This is a genomic window from Paraburkholderia caffeinilytica (assembly GCF_046030355.1).
In the GTDB taxonomy this organism is placed as follows: Bacteria; Pseudomonadota; Gammaproteobacteria; order Burkholderiales; family Burkholderiaceae; genus Paraburkholderia; species Paraburkholderia caffeinilytica_B.
On sequence record NZ_JAQQCQ010000033.1, the window covers coordinates 19,210 to 42,951 of the forward strand.

At 60.3% G+C, this 23,742-nt stretch carries 24 protein-coding genes, 1 tRNA gene and 1 pseudogene; 11 read left to right on the forward strand and 15 right to left on the reverse strand.

Annotation, left to right across the window (positions count from 1 at the left end):
* Positions 1–40 precede the first annotated feature (40 nt).
* The 3 genes from PQQ95_RS33030 (at position 41) to PQQ95_RS33040 (ending at position 2,703) form a co-directional block, all read left to right on the forward strand.
* On the forward strand, positions 41–373 hold the full coding sequence (locus PQQ95_RS33030; protein WP_408445646.1) for a cupredoxin domain-containing protein: 333 nt from the start codon (positions 41–43) through the stop codon (positions 371–373).
* Between the two features lie 81 nt (positions 374–454).
* Entirely contained in the window at positions 455–1,300 is an 846-nt protein-coding gene (locus tag PQQ95_RS33035) for an FTR1 family iron permease (protein WP_408445649.1), read from the forward strand.
* The gene (locus tag PQQ95_RS33040) at positions 1,297–2,703 is read left to right on the forward strand and encodes a 4Fe-4S binding protein (RefSeq protein ID WP_408445652.1); all 1,407 of its coding nucleotides are present in this window, start codon (positions 1,297–1,299) and stop codon (positions 2,701–2,703) included. Before PQQ95_RS33035 ends, PQQ95_RS33040 begins: the two co-directional genes overlap by 4 nt.
* 295 nt (positions 2,704–2,998) lie before the next feature.
* On the opposite strand, the gene hemP is transcribed toward PQQ95_RS33040, so the two are convergent.
* From hemP to PQQ95_RS33060, 4 genes are all read right to left on the reverse strand, one after another.
* Complete coding sequence (hemP, locus tag PQQ95_RS33045) at positions 2,999–3,259, reverse strand: hemin uptake protein HemP (RefSeq protein ID WP_408445655.1); 261 nt, start codon at positions 3,257–3,259, stop codon at positions 2,999–3,001.
* 133 nt (positions 3,260–3,392) lie between these two features.
* Positions 3,393–3,875, reverse strand: coding sequence for an SRPBCC family protein (locus PQQ95_RS33050; protein ID WP_408445658.1), 483 nt, complete (start codon positions 3,873–3,875; stop codon positions 3,393–3,395).
* A 120-nt stretch (positions 3,876–3,995) separates the two neighbouring features.
* Positions 3,996–4,394, reverse strand: a complete 399-nt coding sequence (locus tag PQQ95_RS33055) for an OsmC family protein (RefSeq protein WP_408445661.1) — start codon at positions 4,392–4,394, stop codon at positions 3,996–3,998.
* A gap of 191 nt (positions 4,395–4,585) precedes the next feature.
* Positions 4,586–5,464, reverse strand: coding sequence for a pirin family protein (locus PQQ95_RS33060; RefSeq protein WP_408445662.1), 879 nt, complete (start codon positions 5,462–5,464; stop codon positions 4,586–4,588).
* A 123-nt stretch (positions 5,465–5,587) separates the two neighbouring features.
* On the opposite strand from PQQ95_RS33060, the gene PQQ95_RS33065 reads away from it, so the two are divergent.
* The gene (locus tag PQQ95_RS33065; protein ID WP_408445665.1) at positions 5,588–6,574 is read left to right on the forward strand and encodes a LysR family transcriptional regulator; all 987 of its coding nucleotides are present in this window, start codon (positions 5,588–5,590) and stop codon (positions 6,572–6,574) included.
* A gap of 413 nt (positions 6,575–6,987) precedes the next feature.
* Here the strand turns inward: PQQ95_RS33065 and PQQ95_RS33070 are convergent, their stop codons facing one another.
* From PQQ95_RS33070 to PQQ95_RS33110, 9 genes are all read right to left on the reverse strand, one after another.
* Entirely contained in the window at positions 6,988–7,407 is a 420-nt protein-coding gene (locus PQQ95_RS33070; RefSeq protein WP_408445668.1) for an ExbD/TolR family protein, read from the reverse strand.
* A gap of 16 nt (positions 7,408–7,423) precedes the next feature.
* On the reverse strand, positions 7,424–8,152 hold the full coding sequence (locus PQQ95_RS33075; RefSeq protein ID WP_256456267.1) for a MotA/TolQ/ExbB proton channel family protein: 729 nt from the start codon (positions 8,150–8,152) through the stop codon (positions 7,424–7,426).
* 27 nt (positions 8,153–8,179) lie between these two features.
* The gene (locus PQQ95_RS33080) at positions 8,180–8,893 is read right to left on the reverse strand and encodes an energy transducer TonB (RefSeq protein ID WP_408445671.1); all 714 of its coding nucleotides are present in this window, start codon (positions 8,891–8,893) and stop codon (positions 8,180–8,182) included.
* A gap of 270 nt (positions 8,894–9,163) precedes the next feature.
* Positions 9,164–9,400 (reverse strand): (2Fe-2S)-binding protein, encoded by a 237-nt coding sequence (locus tag PQQ95_RS33085; RefSeq protein WP_408445673.1) that lies wholly within the window; start codon positions 9,398–9,400, stop codon positions 9,164–9,166.
* 215 nt (positions 9,401–9,615) lie between these two features.
* Complete coding sequence (gene murI, locus PQQ95_RS33090; RefSeq protein ID WP_408445676.1) at positions 9,616–10,503, reverse strand: glutamate racemase; 888 nt, start codon at positions 10,501–10,503, stop codon at positions 9,616–9,618.
* Positions 10,504–10,733: 230 nt separating this feature from the next.
* Positions 10,734–11,213: a bacterioferritin gene (gene bfr, locus PQQ95_RS33095; RefSeq protein WP_408445678.1), complete on the reverse strand. Its 480-nt coding sequence runs from the start codon at positions 11,211–11,213 to the stop codon at positions 10,734–10,736.
* 193 nt (positions 11,214–11,406) lie between these two features.
* Entirely contained in the window at positions 11,407–12,930 is a 1,524-nt protein-coding gene (locus PQQ95_RS33100) for a fumarate hydratase (protein ID WP_408445681.1), read from the reverse strand.
* Between the two features lie 57 nt (positions 12,931–12,987).
* A complete protein-coding gene (locus PQQ95_RS33105; RefSeq protein WP_408445683.1) occupies positions 12,988–13,596 on the reverse strand; it encodes a TIGR00645 family protein in 609 nt (202 codons plus the stop codon).
* A 388-nt stretch (positions 13,597–13,984) separates the two neighbouring features.
* A complete protein-coding gene (locus PQQ95_RS33110; RefSeq protein ID WP_408445686.1) occupies positions 13,985–14,878 on the reverse strand; it encodes a DMT family transporter in 894 nt (297 codons plus the stop codon).
* Positions 14,879–15,380: 502 nt separating this feature from the next.
* On the opposite strand from PQQ95_RS33110, the gene acs reads away from it, so the two are divergent.
* The 4 genes from acs to PQQ95_RS33130 all read left to right on the forward strand — a co-directional run bounded on the left by acs (position 15,381) and on the right by PQQ95_RS33130 (position 20,077).
* Positions 15,381–17,363: an acetate--CoA ligase gene (acs, locus tag PQQ95_RS33115; protein WP_408445689.1), complete on the forward strand. Its 1,983-nt coding sequence runs from the start codon at positions 15,381–15,383 to the stop codon at positions 17,361–17,363.
* A 147-nt stretch (positions 17,364–17,510) separates the two neighbouring features.
* Complete coding sequence (locus PQQ95_RS33120; RefSeq protein WP_408445691.1) at positions 17,511–17,903, forward strand: DUF4212 domain-containing protein; 393 nt, start codon at positions 17,511–17,513, stop codon at positions 17,901–17,903.
* Between the two features lie 4 nt (positions 17,904–17,907).
* Positions 17,908–19,926, forward strand: coding sequence for a sodium:solute symporter family protein (locus PQQ95_RS33125; RefSeq protein WP_408445694.1), 2,019 nt, complete (start codon positions 17,908–17,910; stop codon positions 19,924–19,926).
* A gap of 60 nt (positions 19,927–19,986) precedes the next feature.
* A tRNA-Ser gene (locus PQQ95_RS33130) sits at positions 19,987–20,077 on the forward strand.
* Positions 20,078–20,666: 589 nt separating this feature from the next.
* On the opposite strand, the gene PQQ95_RS33135 is transcribed toward PQQ95_RS33130, so the two are convergent.
* Entirely contained in the window at positions 20,667–20,930 is a 264-nt protein-coding gene (locus tag PQQ95_RS33135) for a hypothetical protein (protein ID WP_408445697.1), read from the reverse strand.
* A gap of 350 nt (positions 20,931–21,280) precedes the next feature.
* Between PQQ95_RS33135 and PQQ95_RS33140 the strand changes: the two genes are divergently transcribed.
* Complete coding sequence (locus tag PQQ95_RS33140) at positions 21,281–21,607, forward strand: hypothetical protein (RefSeq protein ID WP_408445699.1); 327 nt, start codon at positions 21,281–21,283, stop codon at positions 21,605–21,607.
* 124 nt (positions 21,608–21,731) lie between these two features.
* Positions 21,732–22,035 (forward strand): annotated as a pseudogene (locus tag PQQ95_RS33145) (recombinase family protein); the annotation flags it as partial.
* 41 nt (positions 22,036–22,076) lie between these two features.
* Here the strand turns inward: PQQ95_RS33145 and PQQ95_RS33150 are convergent.
* Positions 22,077–22,760 (reverse strand): hypothetical protein, encoded by a 684-nt coding sequence (locus PQQ95_RS33150; RefSeq protein ID WP_408445702.1) that lies wholly within the window; start codon positions 22,758–22,760, stop codon positions 22,077–22,079.
* 200 nt (positions 22,761–22,960) lie between these two features.
* Between PQQ95_RS33150 and PQQ95_RS33155 the strand changes: the two genes are divergently transcribed.
* Positions 22,961–23,374 carry a PH domain-containing protein gene (locus PQQ95_RS33155; RefSeq protein WP_408445704.1) on the forward strand — a complete coding sequence of 138 codons (414 nt, stop codon included), beginning with the start codon at positions 22,961–22,963 and terminating at the stop codon, positions 23,372–23,374.
* Positions 23,375–23,742: the final 368 nt, after the last annotated feature.

Below are 23,742 nucleotides of genomic sequence, written 5' to 3' on the forward strand. Positions count from 1 at the left end.
GGACATGAAACCCGCCGCGCCGCGTTTTCCGGAAGGGCTAATGAGAATTAACCGAAAGATCGCCATCCTCGCCATGACCGCTTTGACGGTGGGGGCCGCGCACGCAGCGGATCTGCCGACCTTCAACCTGGAAATGAACGACGGCAAGCTCAATCCGGTGCGCATCGAGGTGCCGGCAGGGCAGCGCATCAAGATCGCGATACGCAACACCGGCAAGGGCGCGGCCGAATTCGAAAGCGTGCAGTTGCGTAAAGAAAAAGTGCTGGCGCCGGGCGGCGATTCGTTCGTCGTGATCGCACCGCTCTCGCCGGGCGAGTACAAGTTCTTCGACGATTTCCATCAGCAGGCGCAGGGCGTGATCGTCGCGAAGTAATGGCTTGGGGTGCGAGCGCATGGCTTGAACAGCCGGGTTGCGCGTTCGCCAAAGCAGTTGGGAAGTAGAGGGAGAGCTTGGATGGGTCAGATTCTGTTCATCGTGTGGCGCGAAAGTGTTGAGGCCTTGCTGGTCGTCGGCATCCTGTACGCGTGGTTGAAAAATGGCGATGACGATGCGCGGCGCGGTTTGCCGTACCTGTGGGGCGGCGTTGCGGCCGGTGTGCTCGCGGCGGTCGCGCTCGGCGCGGCGCTGGTCGGTTTCACCGAAGTGCTGTCCGGTGACGCACAGGACTATTTCCAGACCGCCATGGTGCTGGTCGCGTGTGTACTGATCGTGCAGATGGTGCTGTGGATGAAGCAGCACGGCCGGTCCCTCAAGCGCGACATGGAACAGTCGCTGCAAAAGAGTCAGCGCGATTCGAACTGGTGGGGCGTCGCGTTGCTGGTCGCATTGGCGATCGCGCGCGAAGGCAGTGAAACGGTGATCTTCCTGTACGGTCTCGGCTTTGGCCAATCGGGTCACGTGGATGGCAGCCAGGTGCTCGCCGTGATCATCGGCCTCGGTCTCGCATTCCTGACTTTCTACGTGCTGCAGTTGGGCGGCAAGTATTTCTCGTGGCGGCTCTTCTTCCGCGTCACCGAAATCATGCTGCTGTTCCTCGGCGCGGGCCTGTTCCAGACCGGTGTCGACAAGCTGATCGACAAGGAAATCCTGCCGACGATCATCGACCAGATGTGGAACTCGTCAGCCATCCTCGACGATTCGAGCACCTTGGGTTCGCTGGTCGCGACACTCACCGGTTATCGCGCCCATCCGGCGCTGATGAACCTGATCGCCTATGCGGCGTATTGGGCGGTCGTCTATCTGCTGGTGCGTCGCGCGAATCGCAAGCCGGCGCAGCAAGCCGCAGGACGCGCGGCATGAGTACCGTCGTGACCCGCCCGGGCCGCCTCGCCGTGGCCGGACAGTGGATGCAGCGTCACGGCGGTTTGATCCGCGGCATTCAGTGGGTCGTGGTCGCGGTGTACGCGTTCCTGATTCTCGTGCCGGCGGTGATGCCGCTGCCGGACGACACCGCGCATCTGTGGACCAACCTGACGCTTGCCGCGCAGTTCGTGTTCTGGGGCATCTGGTGGCCGTTCGTGCTGCTGTCGATGGTGATGCTCGGCCGGGTCTGGTGCGGCGTGCTGTGTCCGGAAGGCGCGCTCGCCGAGTTCGCCAGCAAATACGGTCGCGGCTGGGCGATTCCGCGCTGGATGCGCTGGGGCGGCTGGCCGTTCGTCGCGTTCGGCATCACCACGATCTACGGACAGATGGTCAGCGTCTATCAGTACCCGAGGGCGGTGCTGCTGGTGCTAGGCGGCTCGACTTTCGCGGCGATGATCATCGGCTTGCTGTACGGACGCGAGAAGCGCGTCTGGTGCAAGTATCTGTGCCCCGTCAACGGGGTTTTTTCGCTACTGGCGCGTCTCGCGCCGTTCCATTACAAAGTCGATGAAGACGCGTGGCGCCGTTCGTACAAGAACGGCGAACATGGGCATCGCGTGATTCCGATCAACTGCGCGCCGCTGGTGCCGCTGCGCAATATGAAAGGCGCGTCGGACTGCCATATGTGCGGCCGTTGCAGCGGGCATCGCGACGCGATTGCGCTGACGTGGCGCGCGCCGTCCTCGGAAGTCGTGCAACTCGGCGACAGGCAGGCGAACCCGTGGGACACCGCGTTGATCCTGTACGGCCTGCTCGGCATCGCGATCGGCGCATTCCACTGGACCGCTTCGCGCTGGTTCGTCGACCTGAAGATGTTCCTTGCCACCTGGCTGGTCGATCACGATATCACCTGGCCGCTCGACACCAACGCGCCGTGGTTCCTGTTCACGCATTATCCCGAGCAGAACGACGTGTTCTCGTGGCTCGACGGCACGATGGTGATTGGCTACATCCTCGCCACGGCACTCGTGTACGGCACGGCGTTGCTGGTGCTGCTGATGGGCGCTACGCGCATGCTGGGGCGCTTCAGCAGCGTGCGTCTGCATCATTTGACGCAAGGGCTGATTCCGATTGCCGGCGCAGGTGTGTTCCTCGGCTTGTCGGCGACCACGCTGTCGCTGCTGCGCGCGGAGCATCTGTCGTTGTGGTGGGCGTCCGATCTGCGCATCGCGATTCTGGTGATTGCCAATCTGTGGAGTGCGTGGCTTGCCTGGCTTGTCACACGCCGCTATAGCGAACGCTTCGTTCAACGCGGCCTCGCGATGGTATGGTTCGTCGCGGCGCTGGCTGTGGTCGATAGCGCATGGTGGCTCATGTTCTGGGGCTGGGCCTCGAAGTAGGTGTTAACGCTTCAACGCGCTGTCGGTCCGCTGGGCGCCGTGTAAAACAAAAGCCGTGGAGATGACACCATCCCACGGCTTCTTTATTTTCTGCATATGCGACACACGTCGTTTCGTGTATCCGCATTGGGTGAGGACCAAAAAAGCGGCCTGGCTGGCTGCGACGACTGGCTTGGTGTCTGCACGAAGGGGTCTAGTTCTCACGTGCAAGCCGTCGTGGCTGGCTAATGCCTAACACCTCTCGAGGAGGTGGTCCCCACAATACCCGGTACTTACTGCTATTCGTTGCGGCCCGTTACTTCGTCAGGATCAGCTTGCCTAAGCGCGTTGCTCGCAGCTGGTAGGTCTCGCCGTTATGCAGGATGCTGACGTGGCTATGTCCTTGCAGCAGCGTGTCGCTGCGCACGACCCGATCCGGCTTCTCGCTTGTACCGCCGGTGCGATCCGTGGCGGGCTTCGCGGCAGTTGCCGTCGCCGTCGATGCTTTCGGACGGCTGGTCAGCGCGGCCGCCGGACGGCGCAGGCTGAGTGTGGAAGAACGCGTGAGATCGGTCATTCGGTTTAGCTGTTGGTCGATTCGATGGATTAATTCTAAATGATAACTATTCCCATTTACAAGAAAGAGAAATTCATCGGATTCGTCTTTCGATAGTTGAATGGAGGGGCGGTTGGGACCGCCCGCAGACGCATCAATGCAGCGAACCGGGTTCCTGCTTCGTCTGCACGTACTGGCGGATCAGCCGCACGGTGTCGATATCGTTCTCGCGATACGCCGACTTCACGATTTCCTGTGTCTGCACGGCGTCCTGGTCGTCGGACACGGGCAGGGTGGTCGTGTATTCGAAGCGCAAGAACAACTGCAGTTCGTCAGGCTGTTCGATCGTCATGGTCAGCGAACCGCCGACATAGTCCGCGGTCGGCAGAATGTCATAGCGCACGCTCTGGCGATCCTGCAGCGTGACACGGTCGCGCACGGTGGCCTGGCCGTAGTGCAGCTCACGCTCGAGCGTACTGCCTTCTCGCGAGAGGATCGTGCAACTGTCGAGTCCGATCACGAAAAGTTGCGGCTGTTCGGCGCGCAGCACGAGACCTTCCCATAACTGCTCGCGGGTCATCGAGTCGACAAACGGATTCAACGGATCGTTGATCTGGATAAGGTGTTCGAAATTCAAAACGACTGCTTCCTATGAAAGCGTTTTACAACGTTCAGCCTGGCTGAGCCGGTTCCCGCCATTGTCGCACCCAGTGAACCGACATGCCGACGCGTACGCCAACGCAAAGGCTACATGGCGTTACGCGACGGCAAGACCCGAACGGATCGTGATCGAATGCGTGAGGATCTTGTGAACCGGGCACGCATTGGCAATTTGCAAGAGCCGTTCCCGCTGCTCGTCGGACAGTTCACCTTCGAGCATGATCTTGCGGTCGATGGTCGTGCCCGCGTCGCCGGTTTCGAGCGACAGTGTCACACGCACATCGGTGAGCGGCCAGCCCTTGCGCTGAGCGTACATCTTCAGCGTGATCGACGTACAGGCGCCGAGGCTCGACAGCAGCAGCGAGACGGGCGTCGGGCCGCGATCGCCGCCGCCCAGCGATTCGGGTTCGTCGGCGAGCCACGTGTGCTTGCCGTCGTCGAAAAGGACCTGGAAATTCGTCGAGCCGATGTGGGCGGTGACGGTGGACTCTGCCATGCGCGCTCCTGAACAGGGACGGAAATCGCCGCGCGCCACGATCCGTCGTGGTTGGACGGTGTGGCGCGCGGCATGAATTGCTATTGTGAACGAATTTACCGGCCTTCGCGCCCATGTGCAGCCGCGCGCGTGGCGTATGGCGAGCGCCGCGCTACCTACCCGCGAGCGGCGGCGCGTGCCGACGTGGCCAATCAGTGCGTGATCGCGCCCATGCGCCCGGCCTGGTAATCGATCACGGCCTGACGGATTTCGTCTTCCGTGTTCATCACGAACGGACCGTAGCGCACCACCGGTTCCTTCAGCGGCACGCCACCGAGCAGCAGTACTTCGAGCGGTTCGGTGCCGGCTGTCAGCGTGACCGACTCGCCGTCGTTCTGAAATACGACCATCTTCTGTGCGTCGATTTCCTGGCGCGCGTCCCCTTCGCCGTAGAAGCCCTTGCCGGACAGGCTGTAAGCGAACACGCGATAGTCGGCCGGCACCGGCTGCCGGATCGTCGCGCCCGGTTGCAGCGAGAAATGCTGATACAGGATCGGCGTGCGCGTTTCGATCGCGGCCTTCACGCCGAGCGCTTCACCCGCAATCACCTTGACGCGCACCTTGCCGTCCGCGGACGTCGCGACCGGAATGCTGGCCGACGGCATCTCCTGATAGCGCGGCTCGATCATCTTGTCGCGGCGAGGCAGATTCACCCACACCTGCAAGCCGTGCACGCGCCCGCCGGTACGAACGAACGACGGGTCCGGCATCTCGCTGTGCACGACGCCTGCGCCCGCGGTCATCCATTGCACGTCGCCGGCATGCAGTGTTCCCGAATGGCCCGCTGAATCCTTGTGACCGAATTGGCCCTCAAGCACGTAGGTGACCGTTTCGAAGCCACGATGCGGATGATCCGGCGCGCCTTTGGCCTCGCCCGGCGCGTAGTCGATCGGACCCATTTCGTCGAGCAGCAGGAACGGATCGAAATCCATCAGCAGGCGGGTTGGAAATGGACGGTGGACGATGAAGCCGCCGCCCTCGGTCGTGCGAACGGCGGGAAACGTGCGTTCGATCGTGCGTGTCGTGCTCATCAAAAGTCACCTTAAAAAATGGGGAATAGCGTTATTTTTGAAACATAGAGCTATTATAGGGACCGTTTTCCTAGGCGCCAGCCACCGTCACGCAATGGATTGTTCTATTACTGGAACGATGAGATGAAGATCGATTCACACAATCTGAATGACCTGATGTATTTTTCGCAGGTCGTCGAACACGGCGGCTTTTCCGCCGCCGAACGCGTGCTAGGCATTTCCAAGTCGCGCCTGTCGCGCCGGTTGACCGAGCTGGAGGCGTCGTTGGGCGTGCGTTTGCTGCAGCGCTCCACTCGCAAGCTGGCGCTCACTGAAGCGGGGCAGCTCTTCTACCAGCACTGTCAGGCGATGCTGAGCGAAGCACAGGCGGCCGTCAATGTCGTGCAGCAGTTGCGTTCGTCGCCGCGCGGCACGGTGCGCGTGAGCGTTCCCGTGACGATTTCGCAGACCATCCTGTCGCAGATCCTGCCGGAATTCATGCATCGCTATCCGGAAGTGCGTGTAGTGATGCGGGTGACGAATCGCGTGGTCGACCTGTTCGAGGATTCGATCGACATCGCGCTGCGCGTGCGCTCCGATCCCCCGGAAAACGCCAACATCGTCGTGCGCCCGCTGTGGCGCACGCAGCAGCTGCTGGTCGGTGCGCCGAGCCTGTTGCAGCAGAATGCGCCGCCGCTGTTGCCGGCCGATCTGAGCCGGTTCGAAACGCTCGACGTGCCGACCGGCGACGGACGCCACGTCTTCGATCTGATTGCCCCCGACGGCACGCGCCACGCGCACGAACACGAACCGCGCCTCGTCACGGCCGATCTGATGACGATTCGCGAAGCGGTGCTGTCCGGTGTGGGTATCGCCGCGTTGCCGGAGATGATGTATGGCAGCGCGTTGCGCGCGGGGCAGTTGTCGCCGGTGATGCCGGGCTGGACCTTTCCGACGCCGCAGTTGTACGCGGTATTCGTGTCGCGGCAGGGAATGGTGCCGGCCGTACGTGCGTTCGTCGATTATCTGGTCGAGATGCTCGATCCGGACGAAGGTAAGCACATCATGGGCGAATGTCCGACGCGTACCGCGCAAGACGCGGCGCAGCCCGCTCTCGCGGTCGCGTCATAGCACTTATTACGTGCGGGAACATCGCTTTTAGCATTTAAGCGCCGCTTGTCATGAGTACTTTCAATGACAGTTTGCTTGAATGCGCGCGCTCGCGGGCCTATAGTGAAATCCCTTCGCTAAGGAGTCTCTTATGCGAAAACTCATGGCCTCTATGATAGTGGGCCTGATAGGGCTGACCGCGCTGTCCGTGTCGATCACGGCTGTCGCATGCGGTGACTCGAGCTATCAGTCATCTTCTGATGGTAAATGATCCCGCCGCCCGAAAGCGCCGAGTGCGCACAAAAAAAGGCCTTCATCTGACGATGAAGGCCTTTTACTTTTAGCCTTTGAAACAAGGGCTTTTCTGTTTTTTCGGCAGGCGCTGCTTAACAGTGGCGCGTCGCGCCGTGCGGATCACCTGCCGTCAATTTTCGTCATCTGCCTTTGGGCTGCGTGACGAAACCGATCTTCGTGAGACCGCCGGCTTGCGCGGCCGACATCACTTCCGCCACTTTCTCGTACGCGACCTTGCGGTCCGCATCCAGATGCAGCTCCGGTTGCGGATTCGCTTGCGCAGCCTCTGCAATCTTCGCGCGCAGTGTGGCGTCGTCGACCTTCTTGTCGTCCCACAAGACGTTGCCGTCCGCATCCACGGCGACCGTCACTTGCGCGGGCTTGCTGTCTTCCTTCTGACTGCTCGCATGCGGCAGATCGATTTTGACCGCGTGACGAATCACCGGAATCGTCACCATGAAGACGATCAGGAGAACCAACATCACGTCGACGAGCGGCGTCATGTTGATTTCGTTCATCAGGCCGTCGTCATCGTCGCCGGCGAAGGGGCTCATTGCCATCGGAATGCCTCGTCGATCAGTTAGCGCGCGCGAGGCGCAAGCCGTCGCCGCGCTTGGACGACGACAGACGGGCGCCCGTCACGAAGAATGCGTGCAGACCATGCGCAAAACGGCTCAGCTTGGCGACGATCGCCTTGTTGGCGCGCGTCAGTGCGTTGTAGCCGAGCACGGCCGGAATCGCGACGAACAGGCCGAACGCGGTCATGATCAGCGCTTCGCCGACCGGGCCCGCGACCTGATCGATCGACGACTGGCCGCTCGCGCCGATTGCCAGCAGCGCGTGATAGATGCCCCACACCGTGCCGAACAGGCCGACGAACGGCGCCGTGCTGCCGATCGAGGCGAGAATCGCCAGGCCGCTTTGCATGCGCGCGACGCTTTCATCCATCGTGTCCTTCAGGCAGCGCGTCACCCAATCCGATACGTCCATGCGATCGTGCAGATGCGGCTGTGTCTGATGATGGTGATCGGCGGCCTCCTGACCCGACAGCGCGAGTGCCAGGAACGGATTATCCTGCGGCGTCGACGCTCCGGCGCCGAGTTTCTTCACGCCATCGGCGAGGTCGTCCGAATGCCAGAACTGCTGCTCGGCATTCTTCGTGAGACGCTTCAGGCGCATCACATTCCAGCCTTTGATGACGATCACGCTCCATGACATGACCGACATGATCAACAGCGCGAGCGCGATACCGCGCGTTACGAAATCCCCTTGCGCCCACACGTGCGCCAATCCGTAGTTTTGCATTGCAATTCCTTGTTTTTAAAATCTGCCTCAATCGTTCAGATTGAAGTTGTAAGGCTGGGTGGCCGTGGCCCGAATGGCCTGGCCGTTCTCGAGATAGGGCTTGCACGAGCTCTCATGCGCGGCGGCGATGGCGGCGTCGTCCAGGCGGCTAAAGCCGCTGCTCTTTTTGAGCGAAATGCTTTCGACCTTCCCCGTCGGTCCGATGACGAACGTCACATAGGCCGTACCGGTTTCGCCGCGGCGCTTCGACAGCGCGGGGTAGTCCGGCGTGATCATGCTGCACTCGATGTGCGAGACGTTCTTCGGCACCGTGATGTCCATGGTCGGACGGCCGATCGCCGGCGCGGCCTGAGCGGCTGGCGCTGCCGGTGCGGCAGGCGTTGGCGTGGGCTCTGGCGCGGCGACAGGTGTCGGAGTCGAGGTGATCGGTAACGGTGTCGGGGCCGGTGTCGGCTTGGGCTGGACCTTTGTCTTGATATGAACCGGCGGTGTCGGCTTGGGCGGCGACGCGATCGACTGCACTGCGACAGGTGCGGCCACGGGCGCCGGCGCCAGCAACTGCGCGGTCATCACTTTCGCCTCGATCACCGGCTGCAGCGGTTCATGACGCAGCGTCAGGATCACCGCAAGCAACGCGACGTGAACCGCCGCGACCGCGGCAGTCGCGGTCAACGCACGGGAATTCATTCGGGGGGACGAAGCCGGCGGGGCGCCGGCTGAAACGGTATGCGAGGCCTGCATGTTAGCGTGGCGACGTGCCGGCGAGGCGGCACGTCAGACAAGACATCGTCATGTTCGGAAGATCACCAGCGAAATGAACAAAGTAGTCACGAAACCAATCAGCAATTCCATCTCGAACTCCTGTTAACGGATGAGCGGGTAGCTGGCTGTACGGATACTGGCTTGCTGACGGCAGTGGGATAACGCGTGAAGCAGCGCAAAAAGCAGCGCGTGAAACAATGAGGCGGTGAGCACGCTTGGGCGCGGCGTGGGCCGCACCCAAAAACGGCCTCAGGCGGCCTTGCGCTCGTAAAACGTCAGCGGCATGGCCTGCGGGTGATGCTCGAAGCCGCAACGGCTCGCGCACACGCCGTTCTGCATCATGACGTCGCGCACGGATTCCGCGCACTTGCCACAGCAGGAGGCGACGCCGAGTTCGAACTGGAGTTCGTCGAACGAATCGACGCCTTCCGCGATCGAGGCACGGATCTTTCGGTCAGAAACAGACTTGCAGACACAGACAATCATGGTAGGGCGTCATAGCTAACGTTAATGCGAACTATTATCATTTTGATTGGCCGGTTTGGCAAGCGTCCTGCATGATTTTTTGTAACAAAACCAGACTCTTAGAAGGGTTTCGTCTAGGGAGCGGGAAGTGGGGCGGGTGGCGGAAAGGGCTAAAAACGCCTAAAAAGTGCGCAGAAAGGTCACGCGACAGCGCAAAAACACGCGGGAGAGCGGTTTTATGCGGCTTGGGAATCCGGCGCTGCGGTGCGGCGCGAGGGGATCACGACCTGGTCGACTGCGGCGTTGATTTGAAGCAGGGTCGCCGCGAGCTGTTGCTGATGGGAACCGTCGCCGGTCGAATAAAAGCGGGGCAGAACAGCGCCGGTATTCTCCGGGGCGGCGCGTAACCCGTGCTGATCGAGTACCCGCTCCAACTGGCGTGCGATGGCCACGCTCGTGTCGATCAGCGTCAGCCGGTCGCCGACGATATCGCGGATCGCAGCATCGAGAAACGGGTAATGAGTGCAGCCGAGCACCAAGGTGTCGGCGCCGGCATCGAGCATGGGCTGCAGGTAGCTGCGCAGTAGCGCGCGCAGTTCGGCGGAGCCTACGTCGCAGCGCTCTACCGCCTGCACGAGCCCGTGGCCCGGCTGGCAAAGAAAACGGCAATCGGCCGCGTAGCGCTCCAGTAACCCCTGAAAGCGGGCGCTGCGTAAGGTCACTTGCGTGGCGAGCACGCCGGCGACACGCGTTTTCGACTGCAGCGCGGCCGGTTTGATGCCGGGCTCAACCCCCACGAGTGGAATCGCCAGTTTTTCGCGGACCAGCGCGATTGACTGCGCCGTTGCCGTGTTGCACGCGACCACCAGTGCCTTCGCGCCCTGGCTGACAAGCCATTGCCCGATTGCGAGGGTACGGTCGGCGATGAAGTCGTCGTCGCGTTCGCCGTAGGGGGCGTAGAGCGAGTCGGCGACGTAGATGAGCGCTTCGCCGGGCAGCTGCGCCCGGACCGCCCGCAGCACCGACAAACCGCCCAGACCCGAGTCGAATATACCGACCGGCGCTCGCGAGCCGCCACCTGAGGCGGCAATCCGGGCACTTGAAGACGGCGATTCTGCGGTCATAGGCGATGAGGACACGCGCGGCACAGCGGTCACGGAAAACTCACGAAAACGGGGAAGTGCGCAAGTATACCGCCCGCGCGGCGCCTTGCGCTGTGCCCATCCCGGCAAATGAGTTGGCAAATCAGAGTTGGCAGCTCAGCCGGTAACCAAGCCAACCAACAAGCCGGCAAACGAAATGACGCATGACCGGAGCCACGAGCCGGCGCGCGAGCGATTCCAGCCTGGTCCGGTCAGGACTCGATCGAACCCATTGCGGTTTGCTGGTAGTTCTGGATGCCGACCTTGTCGATCAGATCCAGTTGCGTTTCAAGCCAGTCAATGTGTTCTTCAGTGTCGTCGAGAATCTTCACGAAGATTTCGCGCGAGATGAAATCGCGAACCGATTCGCAATATGCGATCGCTTCTTTACAGGTGCTCTGCGAAATCTGTTCGAGCTTCAGATCGCATTCGAGGATTTCTTTGGTTTCTTCGCCGATCAGCAGCTTGTGCAGGTCTTGCAGGTTCGGCAGGCCGTCAAGCATGAAAACGCGTTCGATCAGCCAGTCGGCGTGCTTCATTTCGCCAATCGATTCGTCGTATTCGTGCTTGCCGAGTTTCTCCAGACCCCAGTGCTTGTACATCCGCGCGTGCAGGAAGTACTGATTAATGGCGGTGAGCTCGTTCTTGAGCTGGGCGTTCAGATACTCGATAACTTTCTTGTCGCCTTGCATGGGGTTTCCTTATTAGAGACTTGAATTTCCCAGAACAATAAACGGCGAAAGGCAAAAAGCCAAGGCAAAAACACACTTTTTTGCCTTGATTTGCAAGGTTTTTTGCGTGATGCGTACCGTTCTCATTTCAGGATAAAAAAAGCCGGGGTTTGAGGCCCCGGCTTGCACTTTTTTTAGCTGCTGCTACTCCCGATCAAACCGTTGCGACCGGAATCTTGCCGATCTTCGCTTGCCATTCCTTCGGGCCGGTCTGGTGCACCGAGGTGCCGTTCGAATCGACGGCAACCGTTACCGGCATGTCCTGCACGTCGAACTCGTAGATCGCTTCCATGCCGAGGTCTTCGAACGCAAGAACCTTCGCGCTGCGAATTGCTTTCGACACGAGGTAAGCGGCGCCGCCCACAGCCATCAGATACGCAGCTTTGTGCTTCTTGATCGCCTCGATCGCCACCGGGCCACGTTCGGCCTTGCCGATCATCGAGATGAGACCGGTTTGCGACAGCATCGTCTCGGTGAACTTGTCCATGCGCGTGGCGGTGGTCGGGCCTGCCGGGCCGACGGCTTCGTCGCGCACCGGATCAACCGGGCCCACGTAATAGATCACGCGATTCGTGAAGTCGACCGGCAGCTTTTCGCCCTTCGCCAGCATGTCGGCGATGCGCTTGTGGGCCGCGTCACGGCCCGTCAACATCTTGCCCGACAGCAGCAGCGTCTGGCCCGGCTTCCACGAAGCCACTTCTTCCGGCGTCAGCGTGTTCAGATCGACGCGCTGGCTCTTTTCCGTGTCCGGTTCCCACTGCACCTTCGGCCATGCGTCGAGCGACGGCGCTTCGAGCTTCGCCACACCGGAGCCATCCAGCGTGAAGTGTGCGTGACGCGTTGCCGCGCAGTTCGGGATGATCGCGATCGGCTTGCTCGCGGCGTGCGTCGGTGCAGCCATGATCTTCACGTCGAGCACGGTGGCGAGACCGCCAAGACCTTGCGCGCCGATGCCGAGCGCGTTGACCTTCTCGTGCAGTTCGATACGCAGTTCTTCGATCCAGTCCTGCGGGCCGCGGGCAATGATGTCCTGAATGTCGATCGGATCCATCAGCGATTCCTTCGCCATCACCATCGCTTTCTCAGCAGTGCCGCCGATGCCGATGCCGAGCATGCCCGGCGGGCACCACCCTGCGCCCATGGTCGGCACGGTCTTCAGAATCCAGTCGACGATCGAGTCCGACGGGTTCAGCATCGCGAACTTCGATTTGTTTTCCGAGCCGCCGCCCTTGGCTGCAACCTGCACGTCGACCTTGTCGCCCGGCACGATCTCGTAGTGGATCACGGCCGGCGTGTTGTCTTTCGTGTTCTTGCGCGCGCCTTCCGGCGGGCTCACGATCGACGCGCGCAGCACGTTGTCCGGGTTCAGATATCCGCGGCGCACGCCTTCGTTGATCATCTCGGTGACGCCCATCGTCGCACCGTCCCAACGCACGTCCATGCCGACCTTCACGAACACCGTGACGATGCCGGTGTCCTGGCAGATCGGGCGCTTGCCTTCGGCGCACATGCGGCTGTTGGTGAGGATCTGCGCGATCGCATCCTTCGCGGCCGGGCTCTCTTCGAGCTCGTAAGCGCGGCCCAAGGCCTGGATGTAATCGAGCGGGTGGTAATAGCTGATGTACTGAAGCGAATCAGCAATGCTCTGAATCAGATCTTCCTGTTTGATGACGGTCATGATGGCTAGCTCAGTGGGGACAGTGGCGCTTGTTATCAGACTCGCAGGGCAGTGCGGTCAGTCGTGCGCCTTCAGGGGAGTGGAACCGTTCGAACCCAGCGGATGCAGTCCCGCGGATTCCTGAAAATGTTTCGGATGCGTATGCGTGGTGAGGCGGTCGACCAGCGCCATGACCACCGCCGAGAGAAGGAAAGCGACGTGGATGATCACCTGCCACATGATGGTGTGCGTCGAATTCTGATCCGGGCTGATGAACGTCTTCAACAGATGGATCGACGAAATGCTGATCAGCGCCATCGACAATTTGACCTTCAGCACGCCGGCGTTCACATGGTCGAGCCATTCCGGTTCGTCCGGATGACCCTCAACGCCGAGGCGCGACACGAAGGTTTCATACCCGCCGATGATCACCATGATCAGCAGGTTCGAGATCATCACCACGTCGATCAGGCCGAGCACCACCAGCATGATGTTGGTTTCGTCGAGCGTCATGGACGCGCTGACCAGATGCCAGACTTCTTTCAGGAACAGGACGACATACACGCCTTGCGCGACGATCAGCCCCAGGTACAGCGGCACCTGCAGCCAGCGACTCATGAAGATGATGGCGGGCAGCGGGCGCATCGGGCGGCGCTGACGGGCTGAGTCGGGTCGCGGAGCGGACATAGGTAAGAGTCAGATGAAACGCAGGTGACGGAACACGAACTAAATGCGCTGACCCGAAGCGCAAAACCAGACGCACGATCGGGCACGCAAACCAGGGCGCAGACGGCGCGGTACGCGGCCAGGGAGGCCGGAGAAGCTCGCGTCAGGCGCGCTATTGTACAGCGTCAAATGAAATTGCTGCGGCGCGGCGGGCAGCGCGGGTTGGTACGCGCTGCCCGGACCATGGCAATGCGCGCCTTTGTCAGGCGGCGAGCGGTTAGCGGACCGCTGCGCATAGAAAGCGGCCAGTGGCACTCGCTTGACCGCTACGCATAGAAAGCGACCAGTGACACCCGCTTGACCGCTGCGCATAGAAAGCGACCGGTGACACGCGCTTGCCCCGCTGCGCTTAGGAAGCCACCGGCGGCACCCGCTTGACCTTCAGGCTCGCCAGCCCGATCCCGGCCACCACGCAGGCGAGCGCGATGCCGTGCGCGAGCGTGGGCCGCTCGTCGAGAAACACGATGCCGTAGATCGCCGCGGCCACCGGCAGCACGGCGCTGAACACGCCCGCAAGACTGCCCGGCACGTGGCGAATACCCTTCATCCACAGCCAGAACGAGAAGATGCTCGCCGACAGCCCGTACCACAGCACCAGCGTCCAGACGCTCACCGGCACCGCGCGATAGTCGAAGTGCAGCAGCGCGGTGGCGCCGAGCGGCAGCATCAGCAGCAGGCCGAACATATGCGTGTAGGCGCAGATGTCGATTGGCGCGAGCGTCTGTGTCAAACGGCGCGACAGGATGATGTAAAGCGATTCGCAGCACATCGCGCCCAGCACCATCAGATTGCCGGTGAACGAAGTCTCGCCGCCGGCAGTCTCGTCCACATGGGCAAGATTGATGACCACCACGCCGACGATCGCCAGCGCGATCGAGGCGAGTGTCCGACCGTTCGGACGCTCTTTGAGAATCAGCCACGAGAGCAGCGCGACGACAGCCGGGATCGTGCTGGTGATGACGCCGGCCGCGACCGCGCTCGTGCGCTGCACGCCGTTAAGCATCAGCAGCGTGAACCCGAAGGTGCCGAACAGCGCCTGCAAAAACAGGTTGAGCCATTCATCGCGCTTGACGCGGCGCAGCTTGGCCACCCGCAGCAACGGCCACAGTACCGCCATGGCAATGACGAAACGCAGCAGCGCGAACAGGGGAACGGGGACGAATTCGACGATCGATTTACCGATTCCGACATTGCTGCCAACCAGCAGCATCGAGGTAATGAGAAGCAGGGAGTAACGATTCAAGCTGGAATCCAGACGGCTAGTTCAGTTAGCATTGTAAGAGGGCGTGCAAGCCAGCGTAAAGGCGCGGCGCCAGTGCGCGGGGCATGATCCCTTTGCGCGAGCCCCGTTTCGGCGTGAATCGCTTGTATCGGCAGGTCGATCAGCGCACATGAACGGAACGTAGCGCGTAGCATGCCGTGCGTGACCTGGTCTGAACCGCGTAAGGGTTTTCGCTCGCTATGCGGCGCGGCTCGCGTAAGTGACCGGTAAGTTGCAAAGTTTATGTTTGAACGTGAGAGCGGAACGTCGGCCATTCATTTGTGTTGCAGCGCGGCATAAATGAAAGTGGAAGCCGGAAAGTGAAAGCCGAACGGGCCGCGGCGCAGTGATTGGCAATCGCTGCGCGAGGGTTGGAGACAGCGAGCCGCCTTTCGATGACGAATGGCGGCTCGCCATCATGATAGGGCGCGTCACAGGCGCGCCGGCACAGGTTTTAAGTTTCATCTTCACCAAGGGGTTGTCGATGTCTGCGATTGAATCTGTTCTTCAGGAACGCCGTGTTTTCCCGCCCTCCGCAGAAGCAGCGGCCGGTGCAACGATTTCCGGCATGGATGCGTACCGGGCGCTTGCCGCCGAAGCTGAGCGCGATTACGAAGGTTTCTGGGGGCGCCTCGCTCGCGAGACGCTAAGCTGGAACACGCCTTTCACCAAAGTGCTCGACGAATCGAAGGCGCCGTTCTACACGTGGTTCGAAGACGGCCAGTTGAACGCCTCGTATAACAGCATCGACCGTCACGTCGAAGCCGGCAATGGCGGGCGCGTCGCGATCATCTTCGAAGCCGACGACGGCACCGTCACCAACGTCACCTATCAGGATCTGCTGCAACGTGTGTCGCGCTTTGCGAACGCGCTGAAAAAACGCGGCGTGAAGAAGGGCGATCGCGTCGTGATCTACATGCCGATGTCGATTGAAGGCATCGTCGCGATGCAGGCATGCGCACGGATCGGCGCAACGCATTCGGTGGTGTTCGGCGGCTTTTCTTCGAAGTCACTGAACGAGCGCCTGGTCGACGTGGGCGCAGTCGCCCTCGTCACCTCCGACGAACAGATGCGCGGCGGCAAGGCATTGCCGTTGAAGAACATCGCCGACGAAGCCATCGCCATGGGCGGTTGCGACGCCGTGAAGAGCGTGATCGTCTACAAGCGCACGGGCGGCAAGATCGCATGGAACGAAAGCCGCGATCTGTGGATGCACGAACTCACGCAAGCTGAATCGGATCAATGCGCGCCGGAATGGGTCGGCGCCGAGCATCCGCTTTTCATCCTCTACACGTCGGGGTCGACCGGCAAGCCGAAGGGTGTGCAGCACAGTACCGGCGGCTATCTGCTGTGGGCCGCGCAGACCATGAAGTGGACCTTCGACTGGAAGCCCACCGACGTGTTCTGGTGTACGGCCGACATTGGTTGGATCACCGGCCATAGCTACATCACGTATGGTCCGTTGACGCTTGGCGGCACCCAGGTCGTGTTCGAAGGCGTGCCGACCTATCCGAACGCCGGCCGCTTCTGGGACATGATCGCCAAGCACAAGGTCACGCTGTTCTACACCGCACCGACCGCGATCCGCTCGCTGATCAAGGCCGCCGAAGCGGACGATAAAGTGCATCCGAAAAGCTACGACCTGTCGACGCTGCGCATCATCGGCACGGTCGGCGAGCCGATCAATCCGGAAGCATGGGTGTGGTATTACGAGAACGTCGGCGGCAGCCGCTGCCCGATCGTCGATACGTGGTGGCAAACCGAAACTGGCGGTCATATGATCACGCCGCTGCCGGGCGCCACGCCGCTGGTGCCGGGTTCATGCACGCTGCCACTGCCGGGCATCATGGCGGCTGTGGTCGATGAAACCGGCCAGGACGTGCCGAACGGGCAGGGCGGCATTCTGGTAGTGAAGCGCCCGTGGCCGGCAATGTTGCGCAATGTGTGGGGCGATCCGGACCGTTACAAGAAGAGCTACTTCCCCGAAGAACTCGGCGGCACGTTGTATCTTGCCGGCGACGGCGCGGTGCGCGACAAGGAAACCGGCTATTTCACGATCATGGGCCGCATCGACGATGTGCTCAATGTGTCCGGTCACCGTCTCGGCACCATGGAGATCGAGTCGGCGCTGGTGTCGAACCCGATCGTCGCTGAAGCGGCCGTGGTGGGTCGCCCTGATGCGACCACCGGCGAAGCCGTGTGCGCATTCGTGGTGCTCAAGCGCGCGCGTCCTGAAGGCGAAGAAGCGGTGAAGCTCGCCAACGAACTGCGCAACTGGGTCGCCAAGGAGATCGGGCCGATCGCCAAGCCGAAGGACATCCGCTTCGGCGAGAACTTGCCGAAGACGCGTTCGGGCAAGATCATGCGCCGCCTGTTGCGCTCGCTGGCGAAGGGCGAGGCCATCACCCAGGACGTGTCCACGCTGGAGAACCCGGCGATTCTGGATCAACTCGGCGAATCGCTCTGAGCCTGGGTTTGCCTGCGGTTCCGGTCAGGGCGGCCAGGATGATGCGCCCTTGACCGCACCCAGCTATCGAGCACTGGCTTACGCAGTTAAAGCCACCGCGCGGACAATCCCGATTGCCTGCCCGGTGGCTTTTTGATACATAGGCGCATGGCCGCGCCACACCACTCCTCTCACGCGACGCTCAATCCCGCGCCCGAACCCCCTTCGGTCTCGGCAGCGATGGCGCGTGCGCATCAGAAATACTGGCGCTTCAACCTCGTGTTGATTGCGACGTTGATGACGATAGGCTTCGTGGTGTCGTTCGTTTTGCCGCTGGTGGCGCCGGCGTTGGACCCGGTGCGCTTCAACGGCTTCAGGTTGCCGTTCTACTTCGGTGCGCAAGGAGCGATTCTGATCTACGTCGCGTTGATCGTCGTTTATATCCTGCTGATGCAGCGTGCCGATCGCCGTCTGCAACGCGCTTTCGATGCCGATGCCGGCGACAGTGCGAGCACTGGCGCTAGCGCCGATTCCGTCGCACCCGCAGTGCGCGGAAGCTGAGCCGATGAAGCTCACGAACCGGTTGATCCGCTCATACGCGCTCTATACGCTCGGCTTCCTGCTTTTCATCTATGTGATGTGGCGCATCGAGCGGACCACCGGCCCCGGCGTCTGGATCGGCTATGTGTTCCTGTTCGTGCCGATCGCGGTGTACGCGGTGATCGGCTTGCTGTCGCGCACGTCCGACCTCGTCGAATACTACGTAGCGGGGCGGCGCGTGCCGTCCGTCTTCAACGGCATGGCGACTGCCGCCGACTGGTTGTCCGCGGCATCGTTCATCGGCCTCGCCGGTTCGATCTATGCGACCGGATATGACGGTCTCGCTTACCTGATGGGCTGGACCGGCGGCTATTGCCTCGTCGCGTTCCTGCTCGCGCCGTACGTGCGCAAGCTCGCGCGCTACACGATTCCGGACTTTCTCGGGACGCGCTTTTCGAGCAACGCAGTGCGTGGACTGGCTGCATTAGCGGCGATTCTCTGCTCGTTCGTCTATCTCGTTGCACAGATTCAGGGCGTCGGCTTGATTGCGACGCGTTTTATCGGCGTGGATTTCGCGGTCGGCATTTTCTGCGGCCTCGCGGGCATTCTGGTGTGCTCGTTTCTGGGCGGCATGCGTGCGGTGACGTGGACCCAGGTCGCGCAATACATCATCCTGATCGCGGCAATTCTGATTCCCGTGTCGATGATCGCGCATAAGGATGGCCTCGGCTGGGTGCCGCAGTTCAACTATGGGCGCTTGATGGCGCGCGTCGAAGGTCTGGAGAAGCAGGTGCGCGAGGCGCCGCTCGAGCAGACCGTACGCGACGATTATCGACAGCGCGCCGCGCTGATGCAGATGCGGCTCGACACGTTGCCGCAATCGTTCGTCGACGAGAAGTTGCGCCTCACCCAGGAAGTCGCGGACTTGCGGCGTCACAACGGCCCGCTGCGCGAAATCAAGGAACGTGAGCGGGCGCTCGAACAATTTCCACGCGATGCCGCCGCCGCACAGATCGTCTGGACCCAACGCCGCGATGAAATGCTGATGCGCGCGGCCGCGCCGGTGCCGATGCATGAACCGTTTCCCATTACGAGCGAAGAAGACCGGCGCACCCACGAGCGCAATTTTCTGTCGCTGCTGCTGTGTCTTTCGCTTGGCACCGCGAGCCTGCCGCATATCCTGACGCGCTATAACACGACGACCTCGGTGGCCTCCGCACGACGTTCGGTCGGCTGGACGCTGTTCTTCGTCGCGTTGTTCTATCTGACGGTGCCCGTGCTGGCGGTGTTGATCAAGTACGAGATGCTGACCAATCTGGTGGGGCAGCACTTTTCGGATTTGCCGCAATGGCTCACGCAGTGGCGCAAGGTCGAGCCGAGTCTGATCAGCCTTGCCGACACGAACGGCGACGGTATTGTGCGCTGGAGCGAGATTCAGATGCAGCCGGATATGGTGGTGCTCGCCGCGCCCGAGATCGCGGGGCTGCCGTACGTGATGTCCGGGCTGATCGCGGCCGGTGCGTTGGCGGCGGCGCTCTCGACCGCGGACGGTTTGCTGCTGACGATCGCCAACGCGCTATCGCACGATGTCTACTACCACATGGTCGACCCGACGGCATCGAGCCAGCGGCGCGTGACGATCTCGAAGATCTTGTTGCTGGGGGTGGCGTTGTTTGCCTCGTATGTGGCGTCGTTGAACACGGGGAATATTCTGTTTCTGGTGGGCGCGGCGTTTTCGCTGGCGGCGTCGAGTCTGTTTCCGGTGCTGGTGCTGGGCGTATTCTGGAAACGGACCACGCGGCTGGGTGCGGTGGCGGGCATGGTGGCGGGGCTGCTGGTGTGCATTTACTACATCGTGTCGACGTATCCGTTCTTCACGCAGATGACGGGCTTCGCGGGCGCGAGATGGTTCGGGATCGAGCCGATCAGCTCGGGCGTGTTCGGCGTGCCGGCGGGGTTTCTGGTGGCGATCGGGGTGAGTCTGATGGACCGGAAACCGGATGCCTATACGAGGGCGTTGGTGGACTACATCCGGCATCCTTAGACGGGTTTGCGGATGGGTGTGGCGCAGGGCGCGAAGTTTGCTATAATTCGGCTCCCCGCCGGAGAGATGGATGAGCGGTTTAAGTCGCACGCCTGGAAAGCGTGTATAGGTTAATAACCTATCCGGGGTTCGAATCCCCGTCTCTCCGCCAGGACCGTACATATACCGTAATTCCCTGTTTTTAAAGGGTTTTGCGCGCAGCGTCAAATCGCCTTAGCACACATCTTTACCCCACAAGCCCACCACACACGAATGTTTCGCGATGTCGATTTTAGGCGCGTCCCTAGATTCCGTGTCTCCAAGCGTGAGCATATGACGGCAGCCTAGGAGAGCAACGCCTTTCTCATTTGTTCTTACACCGGGCGCAGAAGTAAACACGGTTCCCGCTTGCATCGTTACGAGACCAGACCTGTTTCCGGCCTGAACTATGCCAGCCACGCAGTTCAACATTGCATCTTGAACAGACTTTTGGACCGAACGCAGACCCCGGCTTGTTTCGAAAAAGGAACGATAACAGCAGTAGAGGAACGAGAGCGACGATGACGATACCGCTAATGATGTCCATAGCGCTTCAGATTCTTTGAGGGTTTGGCAGTTAAGGTTGTTGTCGTCAGCCCCATGGGCGCGAGACTGTGAGTCCGTTGCCCATGTCAAGAGAGCCCCCAGCGGCTTTCCGGTGGAGACTTGGATAATTCTTCGGTTGGATTCTGCGACGGCTACTCGTAGTTAGCGAGCCTCGCTCAGTACGCGGGCTTAGTTCCCCACTGGCCTGTGTACGGATTCTGATTACCTTGAGTAGACCAATTATCAGTCTTGGTGCCGTTCGGGTTGGTCTGATAGTGGCCTTGGACATCAGTACCGTCTGAACGAGAATAACTGTTCACGTAGTGTTGGCCCGTGGAGCCCCCATAATTGTTGGATGTAGCTGGCTGACCATAGCTGTAGCTGTGGGCATATGCAGAGTTGGCGCAAGCAAGCAGCGCGGCGAAGATGATTTTCTTCAAGGTGGTCCCCTCTGGTTTCGTTTAACCGCCACGTGTGTTTGCAGTTAGATTCTGCGCTTGATCATTTATTTGCGGCGGTGGACGATATTACGCCATGCTTTCGTGACATTTCAAGATGTTTCCGCAGGGTCTAAATGTTAGAAGCCAAAATGCGAGAAGTGATCAAGGCCGAAAGGCCAGATTCCCCCCGGTGGCCCTCCCGTTTCCACGCACGGGCACCTCACGCGCAGCCCCTTAGACGCGCATCAGGTAACCCGCGCGATTCCTGACGCAGGCGCGCGCATCTCGTTAGGCGATGTGCCAAGTGATTGGTCATCCGGCATACTCTTGGCTCCCCACGAGGAGACCATATGAATCTGACTTCGAACCCTACGGTAGATGACTTGCGTAACCTGTTCGCCCAGGCGGATGACTCCCAAGGGCATCATGTCCTTTGGGTCACGGGCGCGGGTGATGTGTGCCTTACCTGCCTACCTGAGGATGTTGGCCCCATTGGATTTGAGCAGGCTGAGCCATCCATGAAGCTGCGGTATGAGACCTTCCAGCAGGGCAATGATTACGTTGGCGCTGAGGCAGCCACTGACGATGCGCTGATGGGGCGGCTATTCCGGAGCTTGGTGAAGGAGTGGCCAGCGCCATTCGTGCCCGGCAAGGTGCGGTACATCGACTACTATTGAGGGCTGTACGGAACCGTTCCCTTACGGACATCGTTCTTTTGGTGTGTCCGAAAATAAGCATTTACTAGCTTCGTACATATGTTGGGATTCGTACATCCATTTCGGACTATTTGAAGCTCGAGCCATGTCGCGCACTTTTGCCTACGCGTTAGCACGACCGACCAGACGCCCGTGAACCAGCTCCGCGAGATCGAAGCAGCGGGATTCGTCGTGGATAAGCGGCGCGTAGTGACCGAAAGCATCTCGAGCAGCGTTAGCGCCTACCAGCGACCGGGCTTCGCCAAGCTGTTTGACCGGATGGAAGAGGGGATGTGCTGGTCGTGACCAAACTTGACAGGCTCGGCCGTAACGCGATGGACGTTCGCTCTACCGTTGAAGCCCTAGCGGCGCGTGGCGTGCGGGTTCACTGCCTCGCGCTGGGCGCGTTGATCTGATTAGTACTGCGGCGGAAGGGGCGCGCAGGGTCATCCTATTCGGAAGAAAGCCAGCTATCGATTCGTACCGATAGTTCAACCACGAGCGTTTGAATCTGCGTGTCTCGCTCTTTCAATATCGCTGCATACTCGATCAAAATTTGGTCTTGTTGGGCGAGTCTTTGTCCGCGGTCGTTGCCTTGATACAGCAGATCGATCTGCTGTCGGTCAGTGAGCATCTTATTGTTTAACTGAAACGAGTACACCAAACCTTTCGCATGAGCGTAGGTCGCGACGATCAGTCGCCTCAGTTCTCGTTCCGGAATACGACCTATCTTCGACGAGACACCGTTATATACAGTGAATGCATCGGTGAATACTGGGTAAATGAAGTTAAAGGGGCTACCGACCGGCAGGGACCGCAAAAGGGGGCCAATTTGCAGATTGTAGCCCTCCCACAACGCGTCTAGTTCATCTCGCACTGCCTCAACGATGGCGCGAATCTCAGCAGATCCCTGTTCGGCCAAGGATTTTTTCCTTTCTTGCTCTAGTATCAGTGCGTCCCGGTACTGTTTATGCGAAACCCATATCGCAATCCCGATAGCGCCGATTGAGCCGATCGCTTGAACCCAGGCAGCCCAGTCGGAACTGCTATTTGGGGGGAATTTCACGAGTGCCGTCAACAGCACCCCCGCACCGAAGCCCGCTGCATATTGAATCTTCCACCTGTGCGATTTCATCGTGCTCCCGTTTTTTTGGGGGATCGTAACACGTACAAACTTCGATAAACACGCTGTCGACCGGTGGACGAGGGAAGCGACTTCCTCCGACTTATCAGGCTGTCAGCTAAAGTAATCTCGAGTCAACGCCGTTAACTCGGTTTGGACCGAGCTTATGACCGCGGTCCCTCCTAAAACAAGTCTCACAATCCGAGGGAAGTATGGCGAATTACGTAGAGAAGAATCTTGTCTCTGGCGAACAGATCATCTACAAGGGCCAGTTGAGCCTTTGGCATCTTGCACCCAATATTATTGCTGGTGTGCTGTTGCTGCCTGTGTTCGGCCTTGGCTTGCTGGTTTTGCTTGGCGTGCTCATTCGTTACAAGTCAACTGAACTGGCAATTACAAACAAACGAATCGTTGCAAAATTCGGGTTTATTCGGCGCAGCACCGTAGAGATTGGTGTGCGGAAGATCGAAAGTATTCAAGTGCATCAAGGTGTTCTCGGTCGTTTGTTCAATTTCGGATCGATCGTGATGGCCGGTGCAGGAAATCCGCAAGCGCCTATTCCAGGCATCTCCCAGCCGATGGAGTTCCGCAAGCAATTCCTTGAGCACCAGGAAGCGACGGCGTAATTTGCACGCTTGTCGGCGGAGCCAGCCTCCGCCGCACGGCTTTTCTAGTCATGGCTTGTGAGCACTCTATGTTCATGAACCCCCTATGCACCCGCCTACTCAGTTCAACATGAAGCCGCCCGAAGGCGGCTCGATGAACTAGCTTGCGGTCGGAGCGGGAGGCCTTCCTGCATATTCGGGGGAAACGAATCGTAGTAAGTCTTCCAGATCGGATCGTCGGTCGTCACGGTGCTCTGATTTGAGTACCGTACCAGGTCTTCCGGGCCGCTCGCAAAATATCATTCGACCATCGCCTGCGAAGCGTTCGTAAAATTCAAATATAGCGTTTTCATCGCCACCCCTCAGAAAGTGTAACCAGCGACATTGAC